This window comes from Shewanella sp. Koi 1 (assembly GCF_052907445.1).
This window is the reverse complement of sequence record NZ_JBREJM010000001.1, coordinates 3,418,328-3,440,354: the sequence shown is the minus strand read 5'-3', so window position 1 is coordinate 3,440,354 and position 22,027 is coordinate 3,418,328. Positions and strand designations below refer to the sequence as shown.

The following is a 22,027-nucleotide window of genomic DNA, read 5'->3' as shown; positions in this document are numbered from 1 at the left end:
CTCCAGCATGGGGCGCACAGTTTAGTGCGCCGCCTTGGAAACGGTTTAGATCCCACCCGTTAACAGTAAGCTGCAAGTCAATACACTGCCGGTGACTATACCGATGGGAAGATGGCGCGGGCTGTAGCTTAGGGTCAAAATCACAAGCATCGCGGCCAGCGAGATGATCCCCATAAACAAAATGCTGCCATAGGCCCAACCTTGTCCCTGGGCGCAGGTACTTAGGCTGATGATTAATAACAGCCAAGCAAACAGGGTTAACAGGCGGCTCTGCCACTGCGATGGCGGGCGCTTAAACACATCCTTAAAATGGCCAAACTTGGCTAACGCAAACAGCGCAAGGGAGAGATAACTGAGCCCGAGAATGCCGAGCACTGGGATAAATTCTGGCATCATGATTTTGCTTCCTCCAAGGGAGACGACGAGGCAAGTTCGTTAGCATAACTCGGATCAGGTTGTTTTCTCCTGACTTTTTCAACGGTTGCGGTATTTTTTCGACTCGGTTTTTGCCATGTTTTCACCACGGCCGAGAGTCGAGTGCTGGCAAAAAGCATGGCACAGCCCAGTAACAGCGCGAGCACATCAAACCCCACCAGTGCCCATTGTTGGCTGCGGATATTATCAATTAAGTGGCTCGGAGACGTGGCCGCATTTAACAGCGGCAGTACACAATAAAGCGCTCCGATAAGCATCAAGGCGAATTGCCAATGGCGTCGGCTTCGACCGAAAAATGCCCATACGCCCATCACTCCTAAGGCGATAAAGAAGCTGTGTACTTCCCAGGCTGATCGGGCGGCAAAATCCGTTGGTAATAGGCGGTTTGCATAGAAAAATGCCGCCGCGCCCAAGGGCAAGCCTAAGATAAACATGAAGTTTAATCCTTCGACTAAGCGCAGACCACGGCTCGCTTTCTCGCCTTTATCGATTGCCTTTTGCTGCTTCTGGCGCAGACGAATCGCCCACATTAAGGTACCCGTTGCGACCATGGCGCAGCCGAGTAAGCCGCAGAAGAAGAACAAAATACGCAGCAGTGGCGCGGCAAAACGCGCGGTGTGCAGTGACATCATAGTGTCGTAGGTCACGACGGTTGCCGACATCTCATGGGGGCTGGCGTACTTGAGTTCACCCGTGACACCGTTAAACACTAGGAGTGTTGATTCATCGGTGACGTCTTTACCGGTATTTTGGTAGAAGGTCACTTGGCTATTTTGATCTTTCGGATAGGAAACAATCACCTGCTTGATAGGTGCATCGCCCCATTCAGCCTGAACTTGCGGCAGCAGTTGGCTTAAGCGCACTTGCTCTGCCTGAATGCCCGAGGCTTTTTCTGTTTGTCTTGCCGGATTGAGCTCTTTTAAAAAGGCTTGATTATCCTCAGGATAAGCCGTGCTTACCGTCCATGGGATATAGATCAGCATTAAAGTGATGAGGCCGGTATAGGTGATCATTAAATGGTAGGGCAGGGCAATCACAGAGCTGACATTATGGGCATCTAACCAAGAGCGAGCGCCCTTGTTCTGACGAAAGCTAAACAAGTCTTTAAAGATACGCTTATGGATAACGATGCCGCTGATAAGGGCAATCAACATAAACATAGTGCAGACACCCACAATGTAGCGCGCCGTAATGGCTGGCATGTAGTGCAGGTCGAAATGTAAACGGTAGAAGAAGTCACCGCCGCGGCTGTCGCGGACATCGGTGATCATGCCACTGCCATCGGCTTTGGTGACATGCTGCTCGATTTTGCCTCGGCGTTGACCCTTTTCAGGCGGCAGTTGCCACGCAAAGCTCAGCATGGGGCTTCTATCGGTTGGGAAATTGATTAACCAGCGTTGGGTTGTCGCAGCGGAATGCGCTTCAATATAGTCTTGACCTTGGTCAAGCTGACTCGCTACTTGATTCGTTTGATAGTCTTGAAACGCGCCGCGGTGGAGCTCTGGCTCGGCCCACAAGCTCATTTCATGGCGAAAATAACTCAGGCTACCAGCAAAAAAAATCAGCAGTAATACCCAGCACACGAGCAAACCCGCCCAAGTGTGCAGCCAGGAGAGGGTTCTAAAAAAAGTTTCTTTCATCTTACTGTCCACACACCTTAAGCAGAGTAAAACACAGGAGGCTAAATAGGCTTAAGTCACGCCACGCATGCCAAGTCTTACGCACACAGAAGGCGTAAATGATGGCGATGGCATAAAACAAAAAGGCCAGCATATTGGCGGTTAAGGTGCTTTCAAATCGAGACATTGGCAGGACTTGGGTCAACATACAGGCTAGTGTTGCCGCAGCGATATAACCCGCTAATAAAGCGGCAGTGGCGCGCACAAACACCTGCAAACCAAACTGGGTCTGGTCTTGCTTAATCCAGCGAATGACGGCGTGAAAATAACTCGTCACAGCGGAAGCTGAGGCTGCTGATGTTGGTATATTGGAAACTGGGATATGAGACATAAGTGCTGCTTATTTCAGTCAATATTAAAACCGTTATGGCGATGTGCCATATCATGCATACCACTCCATTGATTGTTCTTATGCCTAACCCAGTCCACTTGGGTGCATGAGCAAAGGAGAGTCGCTACTCTGCTTGGAGTATAACCTAGTTTACTTAAATGATAAACAATATCATTTGCGTTTATCTGTGAGATCCCTAACGAATTTGTGACAGCGTAAACATCAGGTAGGAGTCGTTTACGCGGCAAACATTTCATAATGTGCAATTTGTCACAAATGTTTGGTTTTATTGATGTGATTGATCTTGCTTGTTTAGAATTTGGTTAATTTTTATGCTCTCACTGTGAGCTTAATCAAAGCAGGCGTTCTGTGCTTTTGGCAAAATGCGGCGCAACTTTCACATGGAATCCGTTAGTGCGCCCTATGCAAACACATTCAAAAAATGGTGAAAAACACCTATCCGAAAACGCTATTCTCCTCTCGACGACCGATCTCAAAGGCAACATAAAGTATGTCAATCAAACCTTTTCGCAGATCAGTGAATATAGCGTTGCCGAGTTGCAGGGGAGCCCGCATAACATAGTGCGCCATGGTGATATGCCATCAGCCGCCTTTAAAATGCTTTGGGAACGGATAAGAAGCGGCAAACCTTGGATGGGGATTGTCAAAAATAGAACAAAAAACGGTGGCTATTACTGGGTGAATGCCTACGTCGCCCCAGTGTACGAAAATGGCAAAATTCATGAATATCAATCCGTTCGCCGCCAAGCAACGCCAGAACAAATCAAGGCGGCCGAGGAAATCTATCAAGGGATCAATCAAGGACAACAGCCCAAGGCGCTGAAAAAAGACCGCTTAGGATTTCGCGGAAAAATACTCATGGCGATGTTGTTTACCATCGCACTAACCGCCTACTTGGCAACGTATTCGCCCATTTTAGCCGCCCTTGCTGGTGGACTGCTTGCCTTGGGTCTGTGGTACATGCTCATGCAGCCCTTTCAGGCATTAGTGCAGGTGGCCTGCAATATTATCGATGATCCCGTTGCTATGGGGATTTACACCGGCAGGCAAGATGAAATCGGTAAGCTAGATCTGGCGCTGCGATTTTTGATCACCGAAATTGGCGGCGTAGTGGGCCGAATGGCGGATTCTGCCAGTGAGATCCAAGAGCAGAGCGTGAATCTGAAACAAACCATCACCAATACTTGGGAACATGCCGATAGCCAGAGCGCGCAAACCACGCAGGCGGCAACGGCAATGGAGCAAATGAGCGCCAGCTTTGCCGAGGTAACGGATAATATCCATCGCACCGCATCCGAGATGGTTTCTAGCCATGAGGCGGCGCAGCGCGGTCATTCACGGCTTGAAACCGTTATCGAGGCGATACATCAACTGAGTGTACAGGTGAGCCATTTCTCCGATGTGGTGCAAACGATTGAGCAGGACAGCCAAGCGATTCATCAAGTGCTAGAAGTGATCCGCGCGATTGCCGATCAAACCAATCTGTTAGCACTGAATGCAGCGATTGAAGCGGCGCGGGCGGGGGAAAGCGGTCGCGGTTTTGCGGTCGTTGCCGATGAAGTCCGGCAGTTATCTAGCAGAACCAGCCAGTCGACCTCACAAATTGAGCTGATTGTTAGTCGCTTTAAAGACAGCACACAAAAAGCAACCTCAACCATGACGGCCGGACAGGAACAGGTCAAGCGCTCTGTGTCCTTGGCGCAGGATGCCAGCATTGCCTTTGGCGAGTTGTTATCTTCTATCGCGCGCATCAATTCCTTAAGTGATGACAATGCCGCAGCCATGACGCAGCAGGCATCGGTGGCAGCGGAAATCAGCCGAGCCATCCATGTGATCAGCGATTTGGCGCAGCAGAGTTTAGAGCAGACACAGGATGCGGCGGCGAGGGGTGATCAGGTTTCGCGCTTATCCACTAAAACCCACCATCTGTCACAGCAATTTTGGCAGCAGAGCGTACAACGTAAGTATTAACCTTTGTTATTTGACTGGTTGGTTTATTTTTTGTTGCCGATTATAAATCAACCAGTTAGCTGTTTTTTAAGTTCCCTTCGCGTGTCATTTCTTTGATTAGTCTCACATTTAGAGACTGCTAATACCCGTTTAGCTCGAAATATTTGTCTAGGGGGCTTGTGTTTTATTTGCCATGCCCCAAGCTCTAATAGTGAAGCGAAAAAAAGTAAAGACACTAAAAGGGACACCCTATGAAAATTAATCTTTCTGGTCACCATGTCGATGTTACTGATTCTGTAAAAGAACACGTTAACGAAAAGTTTTCTAAAATCGCCACTCATTTCCCCACACTCATCGGCCTCGATATCATTATTGCTAAGGAGCATGGCGAGTTTCAGGTTGAAATTCGAACAAATTACGAAGGTAGTCGCATCTCAGCATCGGGTACGGATGAAATCATGTATCCCGCGATTGCCGCCGCAGCCAAAAAACTGGATGCAGCACTAAAACACCGTAAAGGTCAGTTGAAGGCGGACTTACATGAAAAGCCAACCTGCACCACGGCACCTATCGCCCACGAAATTATCCAAGAGATGGATTTGCGCTAGGAATTAAGCTTTAGGATGCAATAAAAAAGGGCCAATTGGCCCTTTTTTATTGGCTGCGATTTGTCTTAAATCAAATGGTTAAAGGCAGAATATTTTGAGCCTAGCATTTATAAGCCAACCCTTAAACTTGCCGCATTTCTTAAATCAAAGAGAGCTGCAACCCCTTAAGCACGGCTTGGGTGCGGTCACGGCAATCGAGTTTAGCCAGTATGGTGGAGACATGGTTTTTGACCGTGCCTTCGGCCAAAAACACTGCATTGGCAATTTCTTTATTGGAAAATCCCCCCGCCATAAAACCTAAGATCGCCCGCTCGCGTTCGGATAATAAGTCGTGAGTCGGGCCGCTTTGCGCTGTTGCAGAGGATTGCTGCATCTGTTCTAACACTGATGGTTCAATCAAGTGTCCGCCCTGAGCCACGGTTTCGATGGCCTCAAGTAATTTATCCAGAGAGACATCTTTCAATAAGAAGCCATTCGCGCCCGCCTGCAGGCTATTTAAAAACAATTCGCTGTCATCAAAGGTGGTTAACATAATGACTGGTATGGGGTTTTGTGCGGCGCGAAGCTGTTTTAGCAGGCTGATACCATCGAGCACTGGCATACGTATATCGCTTAAAAGCACATCTACGGCTTCGGTTTGCAGCCGTTTTAGCGCCTCTTGACCATTCTCTACCTGCCAGCTCACCTCGATATGCTGTGAGATGGCTATCAAGCTGGCGATACCCTGACGCACAAGCTGCTGATCTTCCACTAATCCTACTCTGATAGTGCGCGCCGTGGGCTGACGATAGGTTGTGACTTTATGCTGAGATTCCATGGGGGATTCATTCCTTGATTAAGCGTGTCGGTTTACATGGCGCATTACAATGCGTTGCCGCGCGGCAGACGAATCATTAGCGAGCAGCCTTGAGTACGCGAACTATCTACGCCTGTGTGATTAGCTTGCAAACGCGCACTGCCGTGAAAGGGGGATAACCTTTCTTGCATGCTACTTAGCCCAACGCCCTGAGAGGGGCTTTGGCTAATTCCTTGGCCATTATCTTTAAGGCAAATGATAAGCTCCGCCTGCTCCTCTTGCATCGACAGCGTGAGTTGATTGGCATGGCCATGGCGCACTGCATTACTGATCCCCTCCTGCAGCACGAGCAATAAGGCTTGTGCCAGTTCAGTCGACTGGAGCGGCATTAACGATTCGTACCGCAGGCTAACATTGGGCAAACGGCTTGCAATGGCATCGAGCGGCGGCGTTAAATCGAGACCAATATTCACCCGCTGCGCCCGAACTACGGCGCGGATGCTCTCTAATAATTCCTTGGCAAGCGATTTACTCTGATTGACTGTGGGTTTGAGCTCCAAAGGCGCTTGATGACTTAAGAGCTCAAGTTGCAACGATAACGCCGTGAGCTGGTGGCCGAGAATATCGTGCAGATCCCGTGAGATCCTCAACCTTTCTTGCTGCTCGCTCGTTTGGCTCAGCAAGGCTCTGGTGGCGATAAGTTGTTGATTAAGATGTTCCTGTATCCGGCGAGACTCGCGCTCGGATAATCTCGCTTGGCTACTGCTGTAGGCAAACAGTTGAAACCCCATGTAAATAAGCACATTAATCATCACACTGTTTGAGGTTTGGGTGTGCAGGATCAGGTAATAACCAAGATTGGCCAATAAGATTTGTGCTATTGCGACGCGGCGATTAAAAAATTCTGGCAAGAGCGAAGCCCAAATTACCAGCAGAATGGGGAGCAATGGATGTTGACTCAACAGCATCAATCCGAAGACACTGCCGACGAGTGCGGTGCTTAACAGCCTGCTTAGATTGAGGTTTTTTCGAGGGAAGTTCTGTGTCGTTAATAACCAGAAGAGCAAGATAAACAAGGAATACAGGGCGATATGGCTAAAGGTCGCGAGCGTGGGGAGCTTTGCTTGCATATCCTGATTGAGCCCTAGCCAAGCAACTAGCGCCCAGGTGAGGCTGCCTGCGCCAATCAGCATAGTTTCTGCTCTGATTAATCGATTTCCCTGCACTGATTGGTTTCCTTTTATTCATGTTGCACCCATTCTAAGGCAAGAATGCAATAAGTCACTAAACGACTCAGTCACTAAACTAACTAACTGTCAATGTGGCAAAGATGACACAGTTTCAGCGTCAGTGGCCTCATAAGCAATTTGATTTATTTCATTAAATTGTCATCAAACTTGGCTTGATCTTCTTAAGCTGCTGGCATAATTTGGCTTTATGCACAAATTTGCCGTTTACTTCACCCACACTACGACCACAACTGCTTCGGCGGTGCGTGCGTAGCGATTTGTGCTTCAAAAAATCGATTACTCAACCCCGCCCAAAGTGGCGGGGTTGTTTTTTCCGTCTTTTGGGCAATAACGCTGGAGAATGTGATGGATAACATGAGCTTGCCTAAAACTGCGCTGTTAATTATTGATATGCAGCAGGGACTGTTTTACGCCGATGCGCCGCCCTTTAATCGGGAACAGGTGCTAAATAATATCAATCTGTTAATTGCCAACGCCCGCGAGGCAGGGGCACCGATTTGGGCAGTTCGCCATACCGGGCCGGAAGGTTCCCCCATTGCTGCCGGAACGGCAAATTGGCAATTGATTGAATCCTTAGCGATTAATCCGCAGCAGGATAATATCTTTGATAAAACTAAGCCAAGTTGTTTTTATCAAACCGGATTAGCAGAGGCGTTAACCCATGAGGGGGTCAGCGAGTTGGTGATAGTGGGGATGAAAACCCAGTATTGTATCGATACCAATTGCCGGATTGCGGCTGAACTTGGCTGGCAGGTGGTGTTAGCCGACGATGCGCACACTTGTATGGATACGGCGCAGCTCTCGGCTGAGGCGATTATTGCTCACCACAATGCCACGCTCCAAGGCGCCTTTGTGCGTTTAGCTAAGAGTGCGGATATCGTATTTCGTTGATGTCCAAAAACAAAAACGCAGCCCTTAGGCTGCGTTTTTTGATATCAGAATCAACTTATTCTTGAATGTCTGCGTTGTGATACACGTTTTGTACGTCGTCACAGTCTTCTAATGCGGCGATAAACTTATCGAAGGTTGCAACATCTTCGCCTGACACTGGGGTCATGTTTTGTGGTACGAAGGTGATGTTTTCCACTTCGAAGTTGATGTCTGGCATCGCATCGGTCAGTGCAGTTTTCACTTTGAAGAACTCAGTGTGCGGCGCGATAACGCTGATCATGCCGTTTTCCACTTCGACGTCGTTTACATCGGCATCGGCCATCATCAGGATCTCGAGGATGGCATCTTCGTCTTCACCAGGGAATACGAAAACAGCAGATTGATCAAACATGTGGCCCACAGTGCCTGGGGTGCCGAGTTTGGCATCGTTCTTCACGAAGGCTTGACGCACTTCGGTGAAGGTACGTTTTACGTTGTCGGTTAAGCAGTCCACGATAACCATGCAGTTACCTGGGCCGAAACCTTCATAACGGGCTGTATCATAATCTTCACCGCCGCCACCTTTGGCTTTATCGATTGCACGTTCGATAACGTGTGCTGGCACTTGGTCTTTCTTAGCGCGTTCGATTAAACGGCGAAGTGATAAGTTGCCGTCTGGCTCAACGCCACCTTGCTTGGCGACTACGTAAATTTCTTTACCGTAGCGCGAGTAAAGGCGGGTTTTCTGGCCAGCTGTTTTCGCCATGGATTCTTTACGGTTTTGATATGCTCTGCCCATCTTGATCTCGTTAGCTCAAAAAAATTGCGCCGATATTAGCAGTTTTAAGTCTGATTGTGCAGTCACTCTCGCGGGAATTATTGCGGATAAAGCGATGGATACCACATTTTAAGATGGCATTTATTGCTGACACTTTTGGCTTGGGGAAATAGGCAATTCGGTTATATCTATACTAAGGTCTAATGCCATAAGCGTGATAGAGTGCTGATGATAGCAAGATAGTTTATATTTCCTATGGGCGAATAGTTCAATTTAGTCAGAGGGATAGACTCACTATATCGTTCTCGATCTTGCCTATTTCGCAAAGCTTTGCGAATCGAATGGCAAAGGATAGCCAGTGAATGTCCGCTTCTCTCACTCCCCTAGTGCGTGTATTCAGTGAGAAACATTATGGAATTACAACATAAAGTCGCCATTGCGCTCAGCTTTGTTTTAGTCGTACTCAGTAGCCTCCTTCTCAACGCGATAGCACTGTCTGGTTTCACGCAGGCGCTGATCTTGGGAGGAATTGTCTGTGCTTGGGTGCTGTGGATAGTGCAGCGCTTAGTAAGCCATTACACGTCCAACTCTGAGCAAGTTACGAAGGCATTCAAATCAGTTAACTCGCCAGAGCATGAGATCAGCGTACAAACCAGTAAGATTGCGATTGGCTCGGCCGAGGTGTCACATTTTATTGACCTATTAAATAAATCCATCGAGTCCAATGGCGAACATGCCAGTGCCATTGCGGTGGCGGCGTCACAGTTAAGCCATACCACGGCGCTGTTAGGCGACAATGCCACGCATATTTTAGGGCAAACTCAAGAGGCGGAGCGTTTAAGTGTGCAGGGGCGTACCCAAGCACAAAAGGGCGTATCGGCGATTGAATCCCTCAGTGGCGACATCAATACCGCCGCACAGCAGGTGCAAGCACTAAAATCTAAAGCCGAACAAATTCAAAAAATTACCGAGGTGATTAACTCTGTTGCCGAGCAAACGAATTTACTGGCTCTCAATGCTGCCATTGAGGCCGCTCGGGCGGGAGAGCAGGGGCGTGGCTTTGCCGTGGTCGCCGATGAGGTCCGCAGCCTTGCGGGCAAAACGGCGGGCGCAACCAAAGATATTGGCAAGATGCTGCTCGAGATCCGCGCCGAAACCGATAAAACCTCGGGACTGATGGAGCGGGTAGTCTCGCAAACCGCCGATGTGGTGATGGCAATGGGCACACTCGATGGCCATTTTACCGACATTTCGACATCCGTTACCCATTCGGCGCGGGCTCTGGGTGATATGGAAGATTCACTCAAACAATATAACCACACCACCAATGAGATAAGCGGTTCGGTGAGCCAGATCCGCGACTCCCTTAACGTCACAGGCAAGCAAAGCCACAAACTCTCGGAGCAGGCGTTTACCCTGTCTTTAACCACTGAGGGTATTTTCAGAGCCCTAGCGAATTGGGATACCCATACCTTTGACCAACAAGTGTTATTACTCGCCAATGAAGCGGCTAAAGCCTGTGGCGAAAAACTCTCCCAGGGATTAGCGAATCGTAGTTTTACCGAGACTGAGTTGTTTAATCCGCAATATCAACCAATTGCGAATACTCAGCCACAAAAGTACAGCACGGCCTTTGACCGCTATACCGATCAACATTTTCCAGCCATACAAGAGCCGATCCTCGCCAAGCACAGTGAGATAGTGTATGCCGGCGCCGTGGATAGAAAAGGTTATTTCCCAACCCACAATAAGCGCTTTAGCCAAGCCTTAACCGGTAAGGTGGAAATTGATATGGTGCATAATCGCACTAAGCGTTTGTTTAACGACCCGACCGGAATACGCTGCGGCGCCCATACTGAGCCTGTGCTGCTGCAAACCTATAAGCGAGATACCGGGGAAGTGATGCATGATTTGTCTGTCCCGATTTATGTCAATGGCAAACATTGGGGCGGTTTTAGGGTTGGATTTAAGGCGAAATCTTAATTAGTGTATTTATTCTAAATTTGTTGCATAACGACGCAGAATAAAATGTTGACTAGTTGTGATCTTTGGCGCGTATTTGCTTAACAGAATAGAAATAGTTTGGCATCTATTTGCCGAAGTGCTTAAATAACTGGATATTCATGGCGCTAAGATTTTCCTAAGGGTTGTATTTAGGCTTGTCGCATGATGTTTTTATAGTTTTTTGATTTTAAAAGGTAAAATGCATCTTGGAGTTTTGTTGTTATAAGAGATGAAGGGAGACTCTTGCCACTTTGATCGATAGCAGTAGATTCTGCTTAATGTGAGTTAAAAGTTATGCAAGCAACACAAGCGACAGTTACCGTTTTGTATTATGACGCGCCAGTCGGGTTAATTATGCACAACGCGGTGTTAGAAGGTTTACCTGTGAGCGATTCCGGTCGTGTGATGATACCTGCGAGTTTTCGTAAGGGAAAATCCATCATCGCCGTGCTTGAAGGTGAGTGTAAAATATTGAACTCACTCGGTGAGCGGGTATTTGCGCAGGCTAATATAGGTTAATAAAAACGAAAAATAGCACTGGCAACACTTGAAACTTAAAGGACGATAAGTGGATTTATCGTCCTTTTTGCGTTTTTAGGGGCTGCCTAACTAAGCACGCCGTTTTTATCTGCAGACATCATCAAACAATTTATCGGCCAATTGCTGCAGGATTTCCGCCTGCGGATGGGTATGGGCAAAGGTTCTTAACCCATAAATGCCCATCATCAAGTATTGCGCCCGCTGCTCACTGTTAAGCTCGCCTTGCAACATCCCTTGGGAGGCTGCTAATTCAAATTGTGCCGTCAGCGCATTCTGCCAAAGCATGAGGTTTTGACTGATAATATTTTGGATTTCATCATCTTGCTCTGCAATTTCATTTAAGGCTTTAGTGAGCAAACAGGCTTGCTGGCTATCGCAGCTTAAACATTCGACCACGATATTGTCTAAGTAGGTCTTTAAATTACCCAGCACGGGCCGGCTATTGGAGAAGATAAGCTTGAACTGCTCGTTTCTATCCTGCTGATATTGCTCGATGGCGGCGATCAGCAATCCACGCTTATTACTAAAAGCGCAATAAATGGAGCCGGGATGTAATCCCGTTGCTTGGGTCAGATCCTGCATGCTGGTTTTGGTGTATCCCTTGTGCATAAAGGCGGCCATCGCCCCCCTGAGCACCTGCGCCCTATCAAACTCTGCGTTTCGCATTGCAATCTCACCTCTCACCGATACTTGGGCTGATTCTAACTAATTTTGAACAAACATTCAAAAATGTTCTTGAATGATCGTTCAAATAAGAATATCTTGAATGCACATTCAAGAATGGGGCAACACCAATGACGATTGAACATGCAGCGAATTCCGTGGGTAATTTATTCGATACCTACAAACTTAATGACACTATTACCTTAAAAAACCGTATTTTAATGGCGCCATTAACGCGCTGTATGGCCGATGCGGATTTAGTACCGACCGATGATATGGTGGCTTACTATGCTCGCCGCGCCGAAGCGGGATTGATTATCTCCGAAGCGACGATCATTCGCCCTGATGGTCAAGGTTACCCAAATACGCCCGGCATTTTTAATCAAGCGCAGATCGCCGGTTGGCGTAAAGTGACCGATGCTGTACATGCCAATGGCGGCAAGATTTTTGTGCAGTTATGGCATACTGGCCGTGTCGCGCACCCACATTTCTTCGGTGGCGGCGATGTACTGGCGCCTTCGGCTGAAAAAGTAGAGGGCAGTGTGCCCAGAATGCGCGAGCTGACCTATGTCACTCCAAAAGCGGCAACTCTTGAAGATATTCAGGGCTTAGTCCGCGATTATGCTAAAGCGGCCGAAAACGCGATTGAAGCCGGATTCGACGGGGTTGAGATCCACGGTGCAAACGGATATCTAATCGATGCATTCTTACACCACGACAGCAACCGTCGTACCGATGAATACGGCGGCACACCTGCCAATATGTCACGCTTTGCCTTAGAAGTGGTTGATGCGATTGCGGCGCGTATTGGTAAAGACAGAACCGGTCTTCGAATTTCTCCCGGCGCCTATTTCAATATGGCTGTCGATAACCGTGACCGCGCCGTGTTTGATTACCTATTACCTGAGCTTGAAAAACGTGAACTGGCCTTTGTGCATATCGGTATCTTCGACGACAGCATGGAGTTTGATTACTTAGATGGCCGTGTTTCTAGCTATGTGCGTGCTAACTATGGCAAAACCTTAGTGGGTGTAGGTGGTTACAGCGCCCAATCGGCAAGTGAAGCGATTGCCGCCGATAAGTTTGATTTAATTGCGATTGGTCGCCCCTTTATTGCCAACCCAGATTATGTGGCAAGAGTGCGCCAAGGTCATGAATTGGTGACCTATAGCGATGAAATGCTGGCAAGCTTGGTGTAACTCAGAGCAGCAATTGCCGATAAAAAAGGGTTAGCTTAGCTAACCCTTTTTGCTTTGGGTCCAACTATCAATTGGCTTTAGGGAGCGCCCTCAGGGCATTGAGTTTCTGCTGGGCAATCCCAAATACGCACTCTGGGGCATAATGGCCTGCGTGTTTCCCATCATCGCCTCCTAAGGTCGCTGCCGTTTTACCCAGGAGTAGTGCCATCGCTTGGGTAACATGGCTAATCGCCCAAATATAGAATTCTCCACGTTCGACCGCTTCCACAATGTCTTGGCGTAGCATGAGGTTTGCTATATTCGACTCGGGAATAATCACCCCTTGGCTCGATGAGCGGCCCTTAATCTTACACACATCGAAAAAACCTTCGATTTTTTCATTTACGCCGCCGATGGGTTGCGCCTCACCAAACTGATTCATCGATCCGGTAATGGCAATATCCTGCCTTAAGGGCAACTCACTGATGGCGGAGATAATGGCGCAGCATTCGGCCATCGAGGCGCTATCACCATCGACACCGCTGTAGGATTGCTCGAAGGTGAGATAGGTGGTGAGGGGGATTTGCGCGGTTTTACCAAGGACCGAAGCCAAATAGGCTGTCAGGATTAACACTCCTTTAGAGTGAATGCGGCCGCCGAGCTTAACCCTATGCTCAATATCCAGCACTTCCCCCTTACCGAAGGCGGTGGTGGCGGTAATACGATTCGGCAGACCAAATTGATGATCTGAGGTTGATATCACTGATAATGCATTGATTTGGCCGACAACTTTATCGTGGGTATTGATTAATGTCGTGCCGTTGATAAAGCTCTCCATAATATTGTCGTGCAGGCGTGAGACCCGTTGCTCTTGGTTTTTCAGTGCCTGCTCAACGTGCTGTTTTTCAATACATTGACTTGCGGCGGCCTTAGCGCAGAAGTTTGACTCCCTCAGCAGATTGGCGATGTTTGCCGAATGCAGCGACAGCTTTTGTTGGTCCTGCGCCTCACGGGAACTGTATTCGATGATCCGTGCGATGGCACTGCGGTCACAGTGCAACATATTGTTATCGTGGACTATGCTGGAAATAAACCGTGCATATTGTGCCTCCGAGATATCGGTTCTGTCCATCACATCTTCAAAATCGGCCGTGACCCTAAATAACTCACTAAAATCAGGATCATAATGCTGTAAAAGCTGATAGGTTTCGTGATCCCCAAACAGAATGATCTTCACATCTAAGGGAATAGGTTCCGGCGCCAATGAGATAGTGCCCGACAGTGAGACTTCCCGCTCTAAGGAACTTAAATCTAACTTGCGTGAGCGCAGTGCGCGTTTCAAGCCGTCCCACACATAGGGGCGCTCCAGCACTTTTATGGCATCCATCAACAGCACGCCACCGTTGGCCTTGTGTAAGCTTCCTGGGCGGATGAGTGAAAAGTCGGTAAATACTGTGCCCCTAAAGGTGGCGTTCTCAACATAGCCAAACAGGCTGTGGTAGCTTGGGCTTTCTTCGACCACAATCGGGAATTTTTGCTCCCCTTGGCATACGATGACGTTGACCTGATAGCGGCGCGGCATTTTCTTTTCAAGGGAGGCGTAGGCGAGAGCAAGTTGTTCCTCACTCTCCTCAAGGAAAATATCTAAATTACTTAAAATATCCGACTGCATCCCCGTTAAGAAGGCTCTGACTTCGGGCTGATGTTTGTATTTGTCTTTCAAGGGTTTGAAAAAGTGCACCAGCACATCTTTAGCGACTTGTTCGTCGTGTTCCTGCTGGGTATCGCTAAACTCTTCTTCCCATTCGGTATTTTGGCGAATGATGCCGCGAAGTTTAACTTCGAGCCCATTGATATTGCTTTCAAACTGGGCGCGCTCGGCTTCGGTTAAGGCGCCAAAGGAGACCTCGTCATGGGGCTCTTCGCCATTGAGGGCAACCATTTGATAATCGCCCTGCAGGGTTAAACTGAGGCTAATGTTTTTTTGTTTGGCTTCTTCACTCAGCTCTGTCAGCGCGGCTTCTTGTTTTTGTGCCAGTTGGCTTTTGAGCTTTTCAGCTCGGGCATAATACATTTCGTTATCAAAGGCTAAGGGCAGCGCTTTGACCAGTTTTAGCATGAGTTTTTCGATGGACTTTTTAAACTCTTGCCCCGTTCCGGCGGTCAGCTTGAGCACTTTAGGACTGCGAGTATCGTCAAAGTTAACCACATAGCACCAGTCAAACAGTGACGGTTCAATAGGATCATGGCGATTCAGGTAACGCAGCATCATAGTGCGTTTACCTAAGCCGTTTTGACCAATAGCATAAATGTTATAGCCCTTTTCCTTGATCCCCATGGCGAATTCCACCGCCTGTTGGGCACGTTCCTGCCCAACAATATCATCGAGTGGCGTGAGCTGAGCGGTAGACTGACACTCAGGGTTAAGCTGTTTAAGTTCGGATTTACGATAAAGCTGTTGACTCGTTAACGGGATGGCGGGTGTTGCTGTGGGCACGGTAGGCATAGAGATCCTTGTTTTTCATCCTGATTATTTCCATTGTAGACAATAGGATAATGTTGTTGTCAATCAAAAGGCGGTAATTTGTATTTAAATCAGTGTTGTGGCTGATACATGGTTTTTTGCAGAACGACAAGATGAAAAAGCATTGCTTTTCATTGTGTTAGATTTGCTGGTTTCCTCGGAGCGTTATTTGAAACAAAGTAATCGGCGATTGAGTCAAATATTTATGTATTAGTGAATGACGATGATTGAGTGTCTGCGGTAATATCTACCCAGATGCTGTGCGGGTTAGCGCGTAGAAACGCTTAAAGCGATGAATCTAAGCTGGTGGCTATCAAGGCTGGATTGCGGCGTGTGAAGGTGAGGGCGAGTGATGTCCTCAATAAAATGGAATTGTAGAGGCTACAGTAAGCAAGCTTATGATTGATGTTGCAATTTCACAAAAACAGTTGACGGATTGGGCAAACGACTTGCAGTTGATTGCCGATATGACGCAGTCGCATGCGGTGATTTTACAAGCCAGCGCGGCGGGTGACTATCGCCTACTTGTACAGTCAGCACAATGCCAATTGGCTGATATTGAAGCCCTTATTAGGCATTTTAATCTCCAAGCACATTTAACCTTACATCAAAATGCCACTCCTAAAGTCAAAGTCGCTTCCTCAGCAGACGCTGCTGATAACCCCTTTAATGAATCACGTACTTTTAGCCACCATCAGGTAAATCTGCCTGAGGATATCCGCAGCGGCAGTGCCTATCAGCACGCCCTTATCCAAGATATCAGCGCGAACCAGCAATGGTGCGACACTGGGCTTGGGAGCTTAATTTACCTGCCGATCCTTTGGACCTCGGGGGCGCATTTTGGCGTCTTATGTGTATATCACAGCGATCCTCTACATTTAGGGGATAGGGCGTTGCAACTTGCATCTCTAACGGTCAATAGCCTGCAACTTAATTTGAGCGAGTGGCTAAAGCTGCAAAAACAGGCGTTGGATATGCAGCGTGGGCAAGTCTATGCGCCCGATGTGATTGACTTACAAACCTTTATCGATAGTTTTGAAGAGCATATTTGGGTCAAAAATACCCAAGGTATTTATACCATTTGCAACCACAGTGTGGAGAAAGCCTGGGAGTTGCCCCGCAGTGAAATTGTTGGCAAGACGGACGAAGACCTTTTTGGTAAAGAAATCGCCGAGATTTTTCTCAATGGTGACAGGCTCGCGATTGAAGCGGGGACACCGATTATCGTCGCCGAGTGTTTAGACGGTGAAAAACAGAATAAACACTTGTGGTTAGAAACCCTTAAAATTCCTGCCATGACCTCTGAGGGCGCGCTTGCAGGTGTCATTGGCATGACCCGCAATATCTCCAAGCATAAAGAGGTGGAAGAGCAGCTCACGCTGGCGACTAATGTGTTTAAACATACCCTCGAAGGTGTGGTGATCACCGACAGGCACGGCAATATCACCGATGTGAATGGTGCCTTCTATGAAATCACTGGCTACTCGCGGGAAGAGTTGCTCGGCCAAAATCCACGATTATTTAACTCGGGTCGCCACGAGAAAGCCTTTTTCGATGCCATGTGGAATCACTTACTCGAGACGGGTAAGTGGAATGGCGAAATTTGGAATCGCCGCAAGGATGGCACTATCTTCCCGCAAAATATCACCATCAGCACCATTTATGATGAGTTAGGTGATGTGCGCTATTTTGTGGCGGTATTTTCCGATATTTCCGCTCAAAAGCAGAGCGAGGCCCAGCTAGCCCATTTAGCTTATTTCGATCCTTTGACCCATCTGCCAAACCGCATGAAGCTGATGATGCAGCTCAAACAGGAACTCAGACATACAAAAAGGCTCAATGCCCAACTAGCCACAGTGTTTATTGATGTGGATTTGTTTAAACATATCAACGACAGTTTCGGCCACAGTATTGGCGATGAAATGCTGGTGGAGCTTGCTAAGAGGTTACGCAGTCAGCTGCAAGAGCAAGATGTGTTGTCGCGAATTGGCGGCGATGAGTTTGTGGCGCTGATCTCGGGCATTCAAAGCCATGAGGATGCCGCAGCGGCCATTAACCAATTACGCCAAGTCTTTGAACAGCCCTTTGTGGTGAGTACTGGGGATCATCTGCGTCTGACCGCCAGTATGGGAGTGTCCATCTATCCCGATGATGGCAGTAATGCCGATACTTTGCTGCGTAACGCCGATGCCGCCATGTATCGGGCGAAGAGTGAAGGTCGCAATAACTTTGCTTTTTACACTGAGTCGCTCACTAAGCAATCCTTTGAGCATCTAAAACTGCAGAGCGCACTTTATGGCGCCCTTGAGCAGAACGCTTTGTATTTGATGTATCAGCCTAAATTGGATTTAGTCAGCCGTAAAACCATAGGGGTTGAGGCGCTACTGCGTTGGAATGACCCGATATTAGGGCAAATTTCCCCAGGGGTGTTTATTCCCGTCGCCGAGAAAATCGGGCTGATTTACGACATTGGTTTGTGGGTGCTCGAAACCGCTTGCCTTCAAGGTGTGCGTTGGCTTGCCGAGGGGAAACCCTTTGGCCGAATCGCCGTTAACGTTGCCGGACAACAGCTACAACGTAGCTCCTTTGTTGAGGATGTAAAACGCATCCTGACACAAACAGGATTGCCCGCCACTTGCCTTGAGCTTGAAGTGACTGAAAGCGTGATGATGCACAATCCCGATGTGGCGATTCGCGACTTAAAGCTGCTAGGGGATCTTGGCATTGAGCTTTCGGTCGATGATTTTGGAACAGGTTATTCCTCTCTTAACTATCTGAAAAAACTGCCGATTCATAAGCTTAAAATCGACCAATCCTTTGTACGGGATATTCCCTTCGACACCAACAATACCGCTATCGCTAAAGCCGTAATTGCCCTAGGGCATGCGCTCAAGTTAGAGATAGTGGCAGAAGGGGTTGAGACTCAAGCACAGGCCGAGTTTTTAACCCAAAACCTCTGTGATCAGGCGCAGGGGTATCTCTTCAGCCGTCCGCTATTACCTGCGGATGTTGAGGCGTTTTTAGCGAAAGCCTAAGCGTGCCTATCGATCATCAGGCTGATTAGGCACGATTAACGCCGTGAGCAACTGACAGATGCAATGCAACTGGTCGCTCTAGCGGCTGTCTGTTAACATGGTGCCATTATTGTTTTTGGTGATCTTCCATGTCTTTTAGCGCGCTTTCCTTACATTCTCAGTTAGTGAATACCTTAGCCGAACTTGGCTATCAGCAGCCCACGCCTATCCAAATTGAAGCCATTCCCGCTATTTTGGCAAAACAGGATGTGATGGCGGGTGCACAAACGGGAACAGGGAAAACCGCAGCCTTTGCTCTCCCGATTTTGCAGCAATTACTCCTCGATAACCAAAGCCAAGATGCACCTAAAGATATTCGAGCCTTAGTGCTAGTGCCGACTCGTGAGTTAGCGGTGCAAGTGCAGCAGAGTTTTGTTAAATATGCCAAAGGCACGGATATTCGTGTCGGGATTGCCTACGGCGGCGTGAGTATCGAGGCTCAGCAAGCCGAATTTAAGGCCGGTATCGATGTGCTTATCGCGACGCCTGGGCGCCTGCTCGATCACCTGCGTCAAGGGGCACTTAATCTTAAGCGTTTGAGTGTGCTGGTATTTGATGAAGCCGACCGTATGCTCGATATGGGATTTATGGATGAAATCAAAGCCGTGCTCAAGCAAGTGCCTGCGCAGCGACAGACATTGCTGTTCTCGGCCACCTTAGACGATTCGATTTTCGGTTTCAGTAAAAACCTGTTGCGTGATCCTAAGCTTATCGAAGTCGCGAAACGCAATACCACGGCCGCACAGGTGGAGCAGCGGGTTTATGCCATCGACAGTGACCGTAAAACCGAGTTTGTCAGCCATTTAGTACGCAGTAAAAATTGGCAGCAAGTGCTGATTTTTAGCCGCACTAAGCAGGGTGTCGATAAGCTGACCACTCAGCTCAATCAACTCGGGGTGGCAACGCAGGCATTTCACGGTGACTTATCCCAAGGCGCAAGGGAGAAGGTTTTAAAGGATTTTAAACAAGGACTAGTGCAGGTTTTAGTCGCGACCGATGTTGCCGCTCGTGGCCTCGATATTGCCGACTTGCAGTATGTAATTAACTTCGAACTGCCCTTTATTGCCGAAGATTATATCCACCGTATCGGTCGCACTGGGCGTGCGGGTAGTGCTGGTTTGGCGATTACGCTCTTTAGCCAAGAGGATGCGTTGCTGCTTGAAGAGGTAGAAGCATTGCTCGATAAACGCCTGCCGCAGCAATGGTATCCCGGCTTTGAACCTGATTTTAATAAAATGGAACCCGAGCCAAGACGCAATAGTAAAGCGGCTCAAAAACAGCGAGCTAAGAAGCGCGCCTTAGGTGGCAAGAAACGGTAACGCTAGTTTGCTAACGGGTATGGCTTAACTTGTGGGTTGAAAGCGTTATCAAAAGTCCTGATTTAGATACTTATCCGCCCCAGAGATGGGGCGGATTTTTGTTTTTCAACCGTTGACGACTCCGCCGTTATCTTGCGCGGCAGTTTACTTATCTTTCACGGTTCTCACGCTACCGATGGCATTTGGGGTCGCATCTCGCTCATTGTGTGTCTAGTGACTTGCTTATCAAGGTCTTATTTTTCAGGTTCTTAGCGCAAAATATTAAGCATTAACTAAAATAGACTTCAGCTTGGTTATTGCGTTGCCGCTCTTCATTTTTTTCAGTTGCTTCTTTAATTAGCTCGGCTTTTTGGGCTTCGAGTAGCGCTATCTGCTTGGCCTTTTCTTCCTCGGATAAGCTGTCATTGGCGGCAATTTTCGCCATTTCTTCTTCTAGTTGCTTCAGTTTTTCCCTGTCGACTCCGGTGCGTTTATCGAGGATTGCCTGCATGGCCTCCGCTAATCTGTCTTCGGGTTTTGCGCTCTCTTCTGTACCGGCAATATTTTGCACATTGCTGGTGTAATGTTGTTTGGCATTGGGCGCAAGCTGGCTATAGGTATCACTGGTTTCAGCGCTTCGAGTCACGCCGCCCGATAGGGTGACAGTATCTTGCGGAGCTGTCATTTGAGGGCTCGAACTTTCCGAAGTGCTTGGTACGCCCTGCGTTTGTTGAGTCTGAGCCGATTTTAGCTGGCTTAGTGCAATGGCTGCATAGCTATTGGGATTGATGACAGTCATTTCCTTATTCTCCCTCGTTGATGTTTACTTCCTGATGCCGCGCCAATGGGGCGAATAAACTAAGCAATATCAAGGCCAAGCCCTAGCGACTTTCGTTGGATTTTTAGCGTCAGAAAATTTTTATAAAAATTTGTACAAAAACTTGATCCTTGTACAAGAATGGTCCGTAATATTATTCAAAGTGATACAAGGAATAGCATTATGTACAAGTTTAATCCGCAGCGAATTCAAATTGGGATCAGTGCCTGCCTATTAGGGGAGAAGGTGCGCTTTGACGGTGGGCATAAAAATTCTTCCTATTGTAATCAGGAGATTGCCCCCTTTTTTGATTATGTCCCCTTGTGTCCAGAAATGGCGATTGGCCTAGGTGCACCGCGAAAAAGCATTCGATTAGTGCGCGATGGTGAGCAGATCCGAGTGCAGAGCGGTGATGGCAGCTTAGATGTCACCGACAAACTCAATCGCTTTAGCGAGCAAAAGGTTGAGGAATTAAGCTTTTTAGGCGGTTACTTACTCTGTGCCAAATCGCCGACCTGCGGTATGGAACGGGTGACCGAGTACAAAATCGGTACCAATAATGGCACTAAATCAGGCATTGGGGTGTTTGCCCGTAAATTAATGGAACGCTACCCCTATCTCCCCGTCGAGGAAGAAGGTCGCTTGCACGATATGGTACTGCGGGAAAACTTTTTTACCCGAGTCTATGCCTATCACGACTGGCACAAGATGTGTCATGAGGGCCTAACCAAGCACAAGTTAGTGAAGTTTCATTCCCGCTATAAGTATTTGTTGATGGCCCATAGCCCCAAATGGTACCGCGAGCTTGGGCCGATTGTGGCCAATATTGAAGACTTAGATCAAACCGCCGAGCGCTATTTTGCGGGCTTTATGACCGCCTTAAAAATCAATGCGACCCGTCGAAACCATACCAGCACCTTACAACATATTCAGGGCTATTTTAAAAAGCATTTGAATAAGGAACAGAAGTTAGAATTGTCTGAAATGATTATGAAATATCGCCAAGGGCTTCTCCCTTTGCTGGTGCCTATCACTTTGATTAACCACTATTTGCGCCAATTTCCCACCCCCTATATTGAGGATCAAGTGTACTTAAATCCCCATCCCGAGGAATTAAAGCTGCGCTATGCCTATTAATCACAGTTAGCTGGCGAAAATACGCACTTGAACGATTAGATAATGGATTAAGATTAACGAGTTAAGTGATTTAC

Annotated in this window: 18 protein-coding genes; 9 read left to right on the top strand and 9 right to left on the bottom strand. The window is 47.9% G+C overall.

Going from position 1 to position 22,027, the window contains the following annotated elements; translation table 11 throughout:
• Window positions 1–45: 45 nt before the first annotated feature.
• The 3 genes from ACUZ8J_RS15210 to ACUZ8J_RS15200 are packed head-to-tail and all read right to left on the bottom strand — an operon-like array spanning window position 46 to window position 2,445.
• Window positions 46–396, bottom strand: coding sequence for a DUF3325 domain-containing protein (locus ACUZ8J_RS15210; RefSeq protein ID WP_011621934.1), 351 nt, complete (start codon window positions 394–396; stop codon window positions 46–48).
• Entirely contained in the window at window positions 393–2,075 is a 1,683-nt protein-coding gene (locus ACUZ8J_RS15205) for a PepSY-associated TM helix domain-containing protein (RefSeq protein ID WP_446694280.1), read from the bottom strand. The genes ACUZ8J_RS15210 and ACUZ8J_RS15205 overlap by 4 nt, the downstream gene beginning before the upstream one ends.
• Window position 2,076: 1 nt before the next feature.
• Window positions 2,077–2,445, bottom strand: a complete 369-nt coding sequence (locus ACUZ8J_RS15200; protein ID WP_446694279.1) for a DUF3649 domain-containing protein — start codon at window positions 2,443–2,445, stop codon at window positions 2,077–2,079.
• A 423-nt stretch (window positions 2,446–2,868) separates the two neighbouring features.
• On the opposite strand from ACUZ8J_RS15200, the gene ACUZ8J_RS15195 reads away from it, so the two are divergent.
• Together ACUZ8J_RS15195 and hpf are read left to right on the top strand one after the other, a co-directional pair.
• Complete coding sequence (locus ACUZ8J_RS15195) at window positions 2,869–4,437, top strand: methyl-accepting chemotaxis protein (protein ID WP_126512716.1); 1,569 nt, start codon at window positions 2,869–2,871, stop codon at window positions 4,435–4,437.
• Between the two features lie 230 nt (window positions 4,438–4,667).
• Window positions 4,668–5,024, top strand: a complete 357-nt coding sequence (gene hpf, locus ACUZ8J_RS15190) for a ribosome hibernation-promoting factor, HPF/YfiA family (RefSeq protein ID WP_011716246.1) — start codon at window positions 4,668–4,670, stop codon at window positions 5,022–5,024.
• A 139-nt stretch (window positions 5,025–5,163) separates the two neighbouring features.
• Here hpf and ACUZ8J_RS15185 read toward each other — a convergent pair whose 3' ends face one another.
• Together ACUZ8J_RS15185 and ACUZ8J_RS15180 are read right to left on the bottom strand one after the other, a co-directional pair.
• Window positions 5,164–5,841, bottom strand: coding sequence for a response regulator (locus ACUZ8J_RS15185; RefSeq protein ID WP_446694278.1), 678 nt, complete (start codon window positions 5,839–5,841; stop codon window positions 5,164–5,166).
• 44 nt (window positions 5,842–5,885) lie between these two features.
• The gene (locus tag ACUZ8J_RS15180; protein WP_446694277.1) at window positions 5,886–7,046 is read right to left on the bottom strand and encodes a sensor histidine kinase; all 1,161 of its coding nucleotides are present in this window, start codon (window positions 7,044–7,046) and stop codon (window positions 5,886–5,888) included.
• 369 nt (window positions 7,047–7,415) lie between these two features.
• Here ACUZ8J_RS15180 and ACUZ8J_RS15175 point away from each other — a divergent pair, with 369 nt between their 5' ends.
• Window positions 7,416–7,961 (top strand): cysteine hydrolase family protein, encoded by a 546-nt coding sequence (locus tag ACUZ8J_RS15175; RefSeq protein ID WP_446694276.1) that lies wholly within the window; start codon window positions 7,416–7,418, stop codon window positions 7,959–7,961.
• Window positions 7,962–8,016: 55 nt separating this feature from the next.
• On the opposite strand, the gene ACUZ8J_RS15170 is transcribed toward ACUZ8J_RS15175, so the two are convergent.
• Entirely contained in the window at window positions 8,017–8,739 is a 723-nt protein-coding gene (locus ACUZ8J_RS15170; protein WP_011716250.1) for a YebC/PmpR family DNA-binding transcriptional regulator, read from the bottom strand.
• A 390-nt stretch (window positions 8,740–9,129) separates the two neighbouring features.
• Here ACUZ8J_RS15170 and ACUZ8J_RS15165 point away from each other — a divergent pair, with 390 nt between their 5' ends.
• A complete protein-coding gene (locus ACUZ8J_RS15165; protein ID WP_446694275.1) occupies window positions 9,130–10,701 on the top strand; it encodes a methyl-accepting chemotaxis protein in 1,572 nt (523 codons plus the stop codon).
• A 315-nt stretch (window positions 10,702–11,016) separates the two neighbouring features.
• Window positions 11,017–11,241 (top strand): TIGR02922 family protein, encoded by a 225-nt coding sequence (locus ACUZ8J_RS15160; RefSeq protein WP_011621944.1) that lies wholly within the window; start codon window positions 11,017–11,019, stop codon window positions 11,239–11,241.
• A gap of 105 nt (window positions 11,242–11,346) precedes the next feature.
• On the opposite strand, the gene ACUZ8J_RS15155 is transcribed toward ACUZ8J_RS15160, so the two are convergent.
• Window positions 11,347–11,928, bottom strand: a complete 582-nt coding sequence (locus ACUZ8J_RS15155; RefSeq protein ID WP_011621945.1) for a TetR/AcrR family transcriptional regulator — start codon at window positions 11,926–11,928, stop codon at window positions 11,347–11,349.
• A gap of 128 nt (window positions 11,929–12,056) precedes the next feature.
• Between ACUZ8J_RS15155 and ACUZ8J_RS15150 the strand changes: the two genes are divergently transcribed.
• Window positions 12,057–13,124: an alkene reductase gene (locus tag ACUZ8J_RS15150; RefSeq protein WP_126512726.1), complete on the top strand. Its 1,068-nt coding sequence runs from the start codon at window positions 12,057–12,059 to the stop codon at window positions 13,122–13,124.
• A 67-nt stretch (window positions 13,125–13,191) separates the two neighbouring features.
• Here the strand turns inward: ACUZ8J_RS15150 and ACUZ8J_RS15145 are convergent, their stop codons facing one another.
• Window positions 13,192–15,609 carry a Lon protease family protein gene (locus tag ACUZ8J_RS15145; RefSeq protein ID WP_249554463.1) on the bottom strand — a complete coding sequence of 806 codons (2,418 nt, stop codon included), beginning with the start codon at window positions 15,607–15,609 and terminating at the stop codon, window positions 13,192–13,194.
• A 416-nt stretch (window positions 15,610–16,025) separates the two neighbouring features.
• Here ACUZ8J_RS15145 and ACUZ8J_RS15140 point away from each other — a divergent pair, with 416 nt between their 5' ends.
• Both ACUZ8J_RS15140 and ACUZ8J_RS15135 read left to right on the top strand, forming a co-directional pair.
• Window positions 16,026–18,662 (top strand): EAL domain-containing protein, encoded by a 2,637-nt coding sequence (locus ACUZ8J_RS15140; protein WP_446694274.1) that lies wholly within the window; start codon window positions 16,026–16,028, stop codon window positions 18,660–18,662.
• Window positions 18,663–18,790: 128 nt separating this feature from the next.
• Window positions 18,791–20,020, top strand: a complete 1,230-nt coding sequence (locus ACUZ8J_RS15135) for a DEAD/DEAH box helicase (protein WP_446694273.1) — start codon at window positions 18,791–18,793, stop codon at window positions 20,018–20,020.
• Window positions 20,021–20,288: 268 nt separating this feature from the next.
• Here ACUZ8J_RS15135 and ACUZ8J_RS15130 read toward each other — a convergent pair whose 3' ends face one another.
• Entirely contained in the window at window positions 20,289–20,798 is a 510-nt protein-coding gene (locus tag ACUZ8J_RS15130) for a hypothetical protein (protein ID WP_126512732.1), read from the bottom strand.
• A gap of 201 nt (window positions 20,799–20,999) precedes the next feature.
• Here ACUZ8J_RS15130 and ACUZ8J_RS15125 point away from each other — a divergent pair, with 201 nt between their 5' ends.
• Window positions 21,000–21,953, top strand: a complete 954-nt coding sequence (locus ACUZ8J_RS15125) for a YbgA family protein (RefSeq protein ID WP_446694272.1) — start codon at window positions 21,000–21,002, stop codon at window positions 21,951–21,953.
• Window positions 21,954–22,027 lie beyond the last annotated feature (74 nt).

Bases quoted from the DNA above. Each gene is read 5' to 3' on its own strand.
- ACUZ8J_RS15175 (WP_446694276.1), top strand. From the start codon at position 7,416: ATGGATAACATGAGCTTGCCTAAAACTGCGCTGTTAATTATTGATATG.
- ACUZ8J_RS15195 (WP_126512716.1), top strand. From the start codon at position 2,869: ATGCAAACACATTCAAAAAATGGTGAAAAACACCTATCCGAAAACGCT.
- ACUZ8J_RS15125 (WP_446694272.1), top strand. From the start codon at position 21,000: ATGTACAAGTTTAATCCGCAGCGAATTCAAATTGGGATCAGTGCCTGC.
- ACUZ8J_RS15200 (WP_446694279.1), bottom strand. From the start codon at position 2,445: ATGTCTCATATCCCAGTTTCCAATATACCAACATCAGCAGCCTCAGCT.
- ACUZ8J_RS15155 (WP_011621945.1), bottom strand. From the start codon at position 11,928: ATGCGAAACGCAGAGTTTGATAGGGCGCAGGTGCTCAGGGGGGCGATG.
- ACUZ8J_RS15185 (WP_446694278.1), bottom strand. From the start codon at position 5,841: ATGGAATCTCAGCATAAAGTCACAACCTATCGTCAGCCCACGGCGCGC.
- ACUZ8J_RS15160 (WP_011621944.1), top strand. From the start codon at position 11,017: ATGCAAGCAACACAAGCGACAGTTACCGTTTTGTATTATGACGCGCCA.
- ACUZ8J_RS15210 (WP_011621934.1), bottom strand. From the start codon at position 396: ATGATGCCAGAATTTATCCCAGTGCTCGGCATTCTCGGGCTCAGTTAT.
- hpf (WP_011716246.1), top strand. From the start codon at position 4,668: ATGAAAATTAATCTTTCTGGTCACCATGTCGATGTTACTGATTCTGTA.
- ACUZ8J_RS15140 (WP_446694274.1), top strand. From the start codon at position 16,026: ATGATTGATGTTGCAATTTCACAAAAACAGTTGACGGATTGGGCAAAC.
- ACUZ8J_RS15135 (WP_446694273.1), top strand. From the start codon at position 18,791: ATGTCTTTTAGCGCGCTTTCCTTACATTCTCAGTTAGTGAATACCTTA.
- ACUZ8J_RS15145 (WP_249554463.1), bottom strand. From the start codon at position 15,609: ATGCCTACCGTGCCCACAGCAACACCCGCCATCCCGTTAACGAGTCAA.
- ACUZ8J_RS15165 (WP_446694275.1), top strand. From the start codon at position 9,130: ATGGAATTACAACATAAAGTCGCCATTGCGCTCAGCTTTGTTTTAGTC.
- ACUZ8J_RS15205 (WP_446694280.1), bottom strand. From the start codon at position 2,075: ATGAAAGAAACTTTTTTTAGAACCCTCTCCTGGCTGCACACTTGGGCG.
- ACUZ8J_RS15150 (WP_126512726.1), top strand. From the start codon at position 12,057: ATGACGATTGAACATGCAGCGAATTCCGTGGGTAATTTATTCGATACC.
- ACUZ8J_RS15170 (WP_011716250.1), bottom strand. From the start codon at position 8,739: ATGGGCAGAGCATATCAAAACCGTAAAGAATCCATGGCGAAAACAGCT.
- ACUZ8J_RS15130 (WP_126512732.1), bottom strand. From the start codon at position 20,798: ATGACTGTCATCAATCCCAATAGCTATGCAGCCATTGCACTAAGCCAG.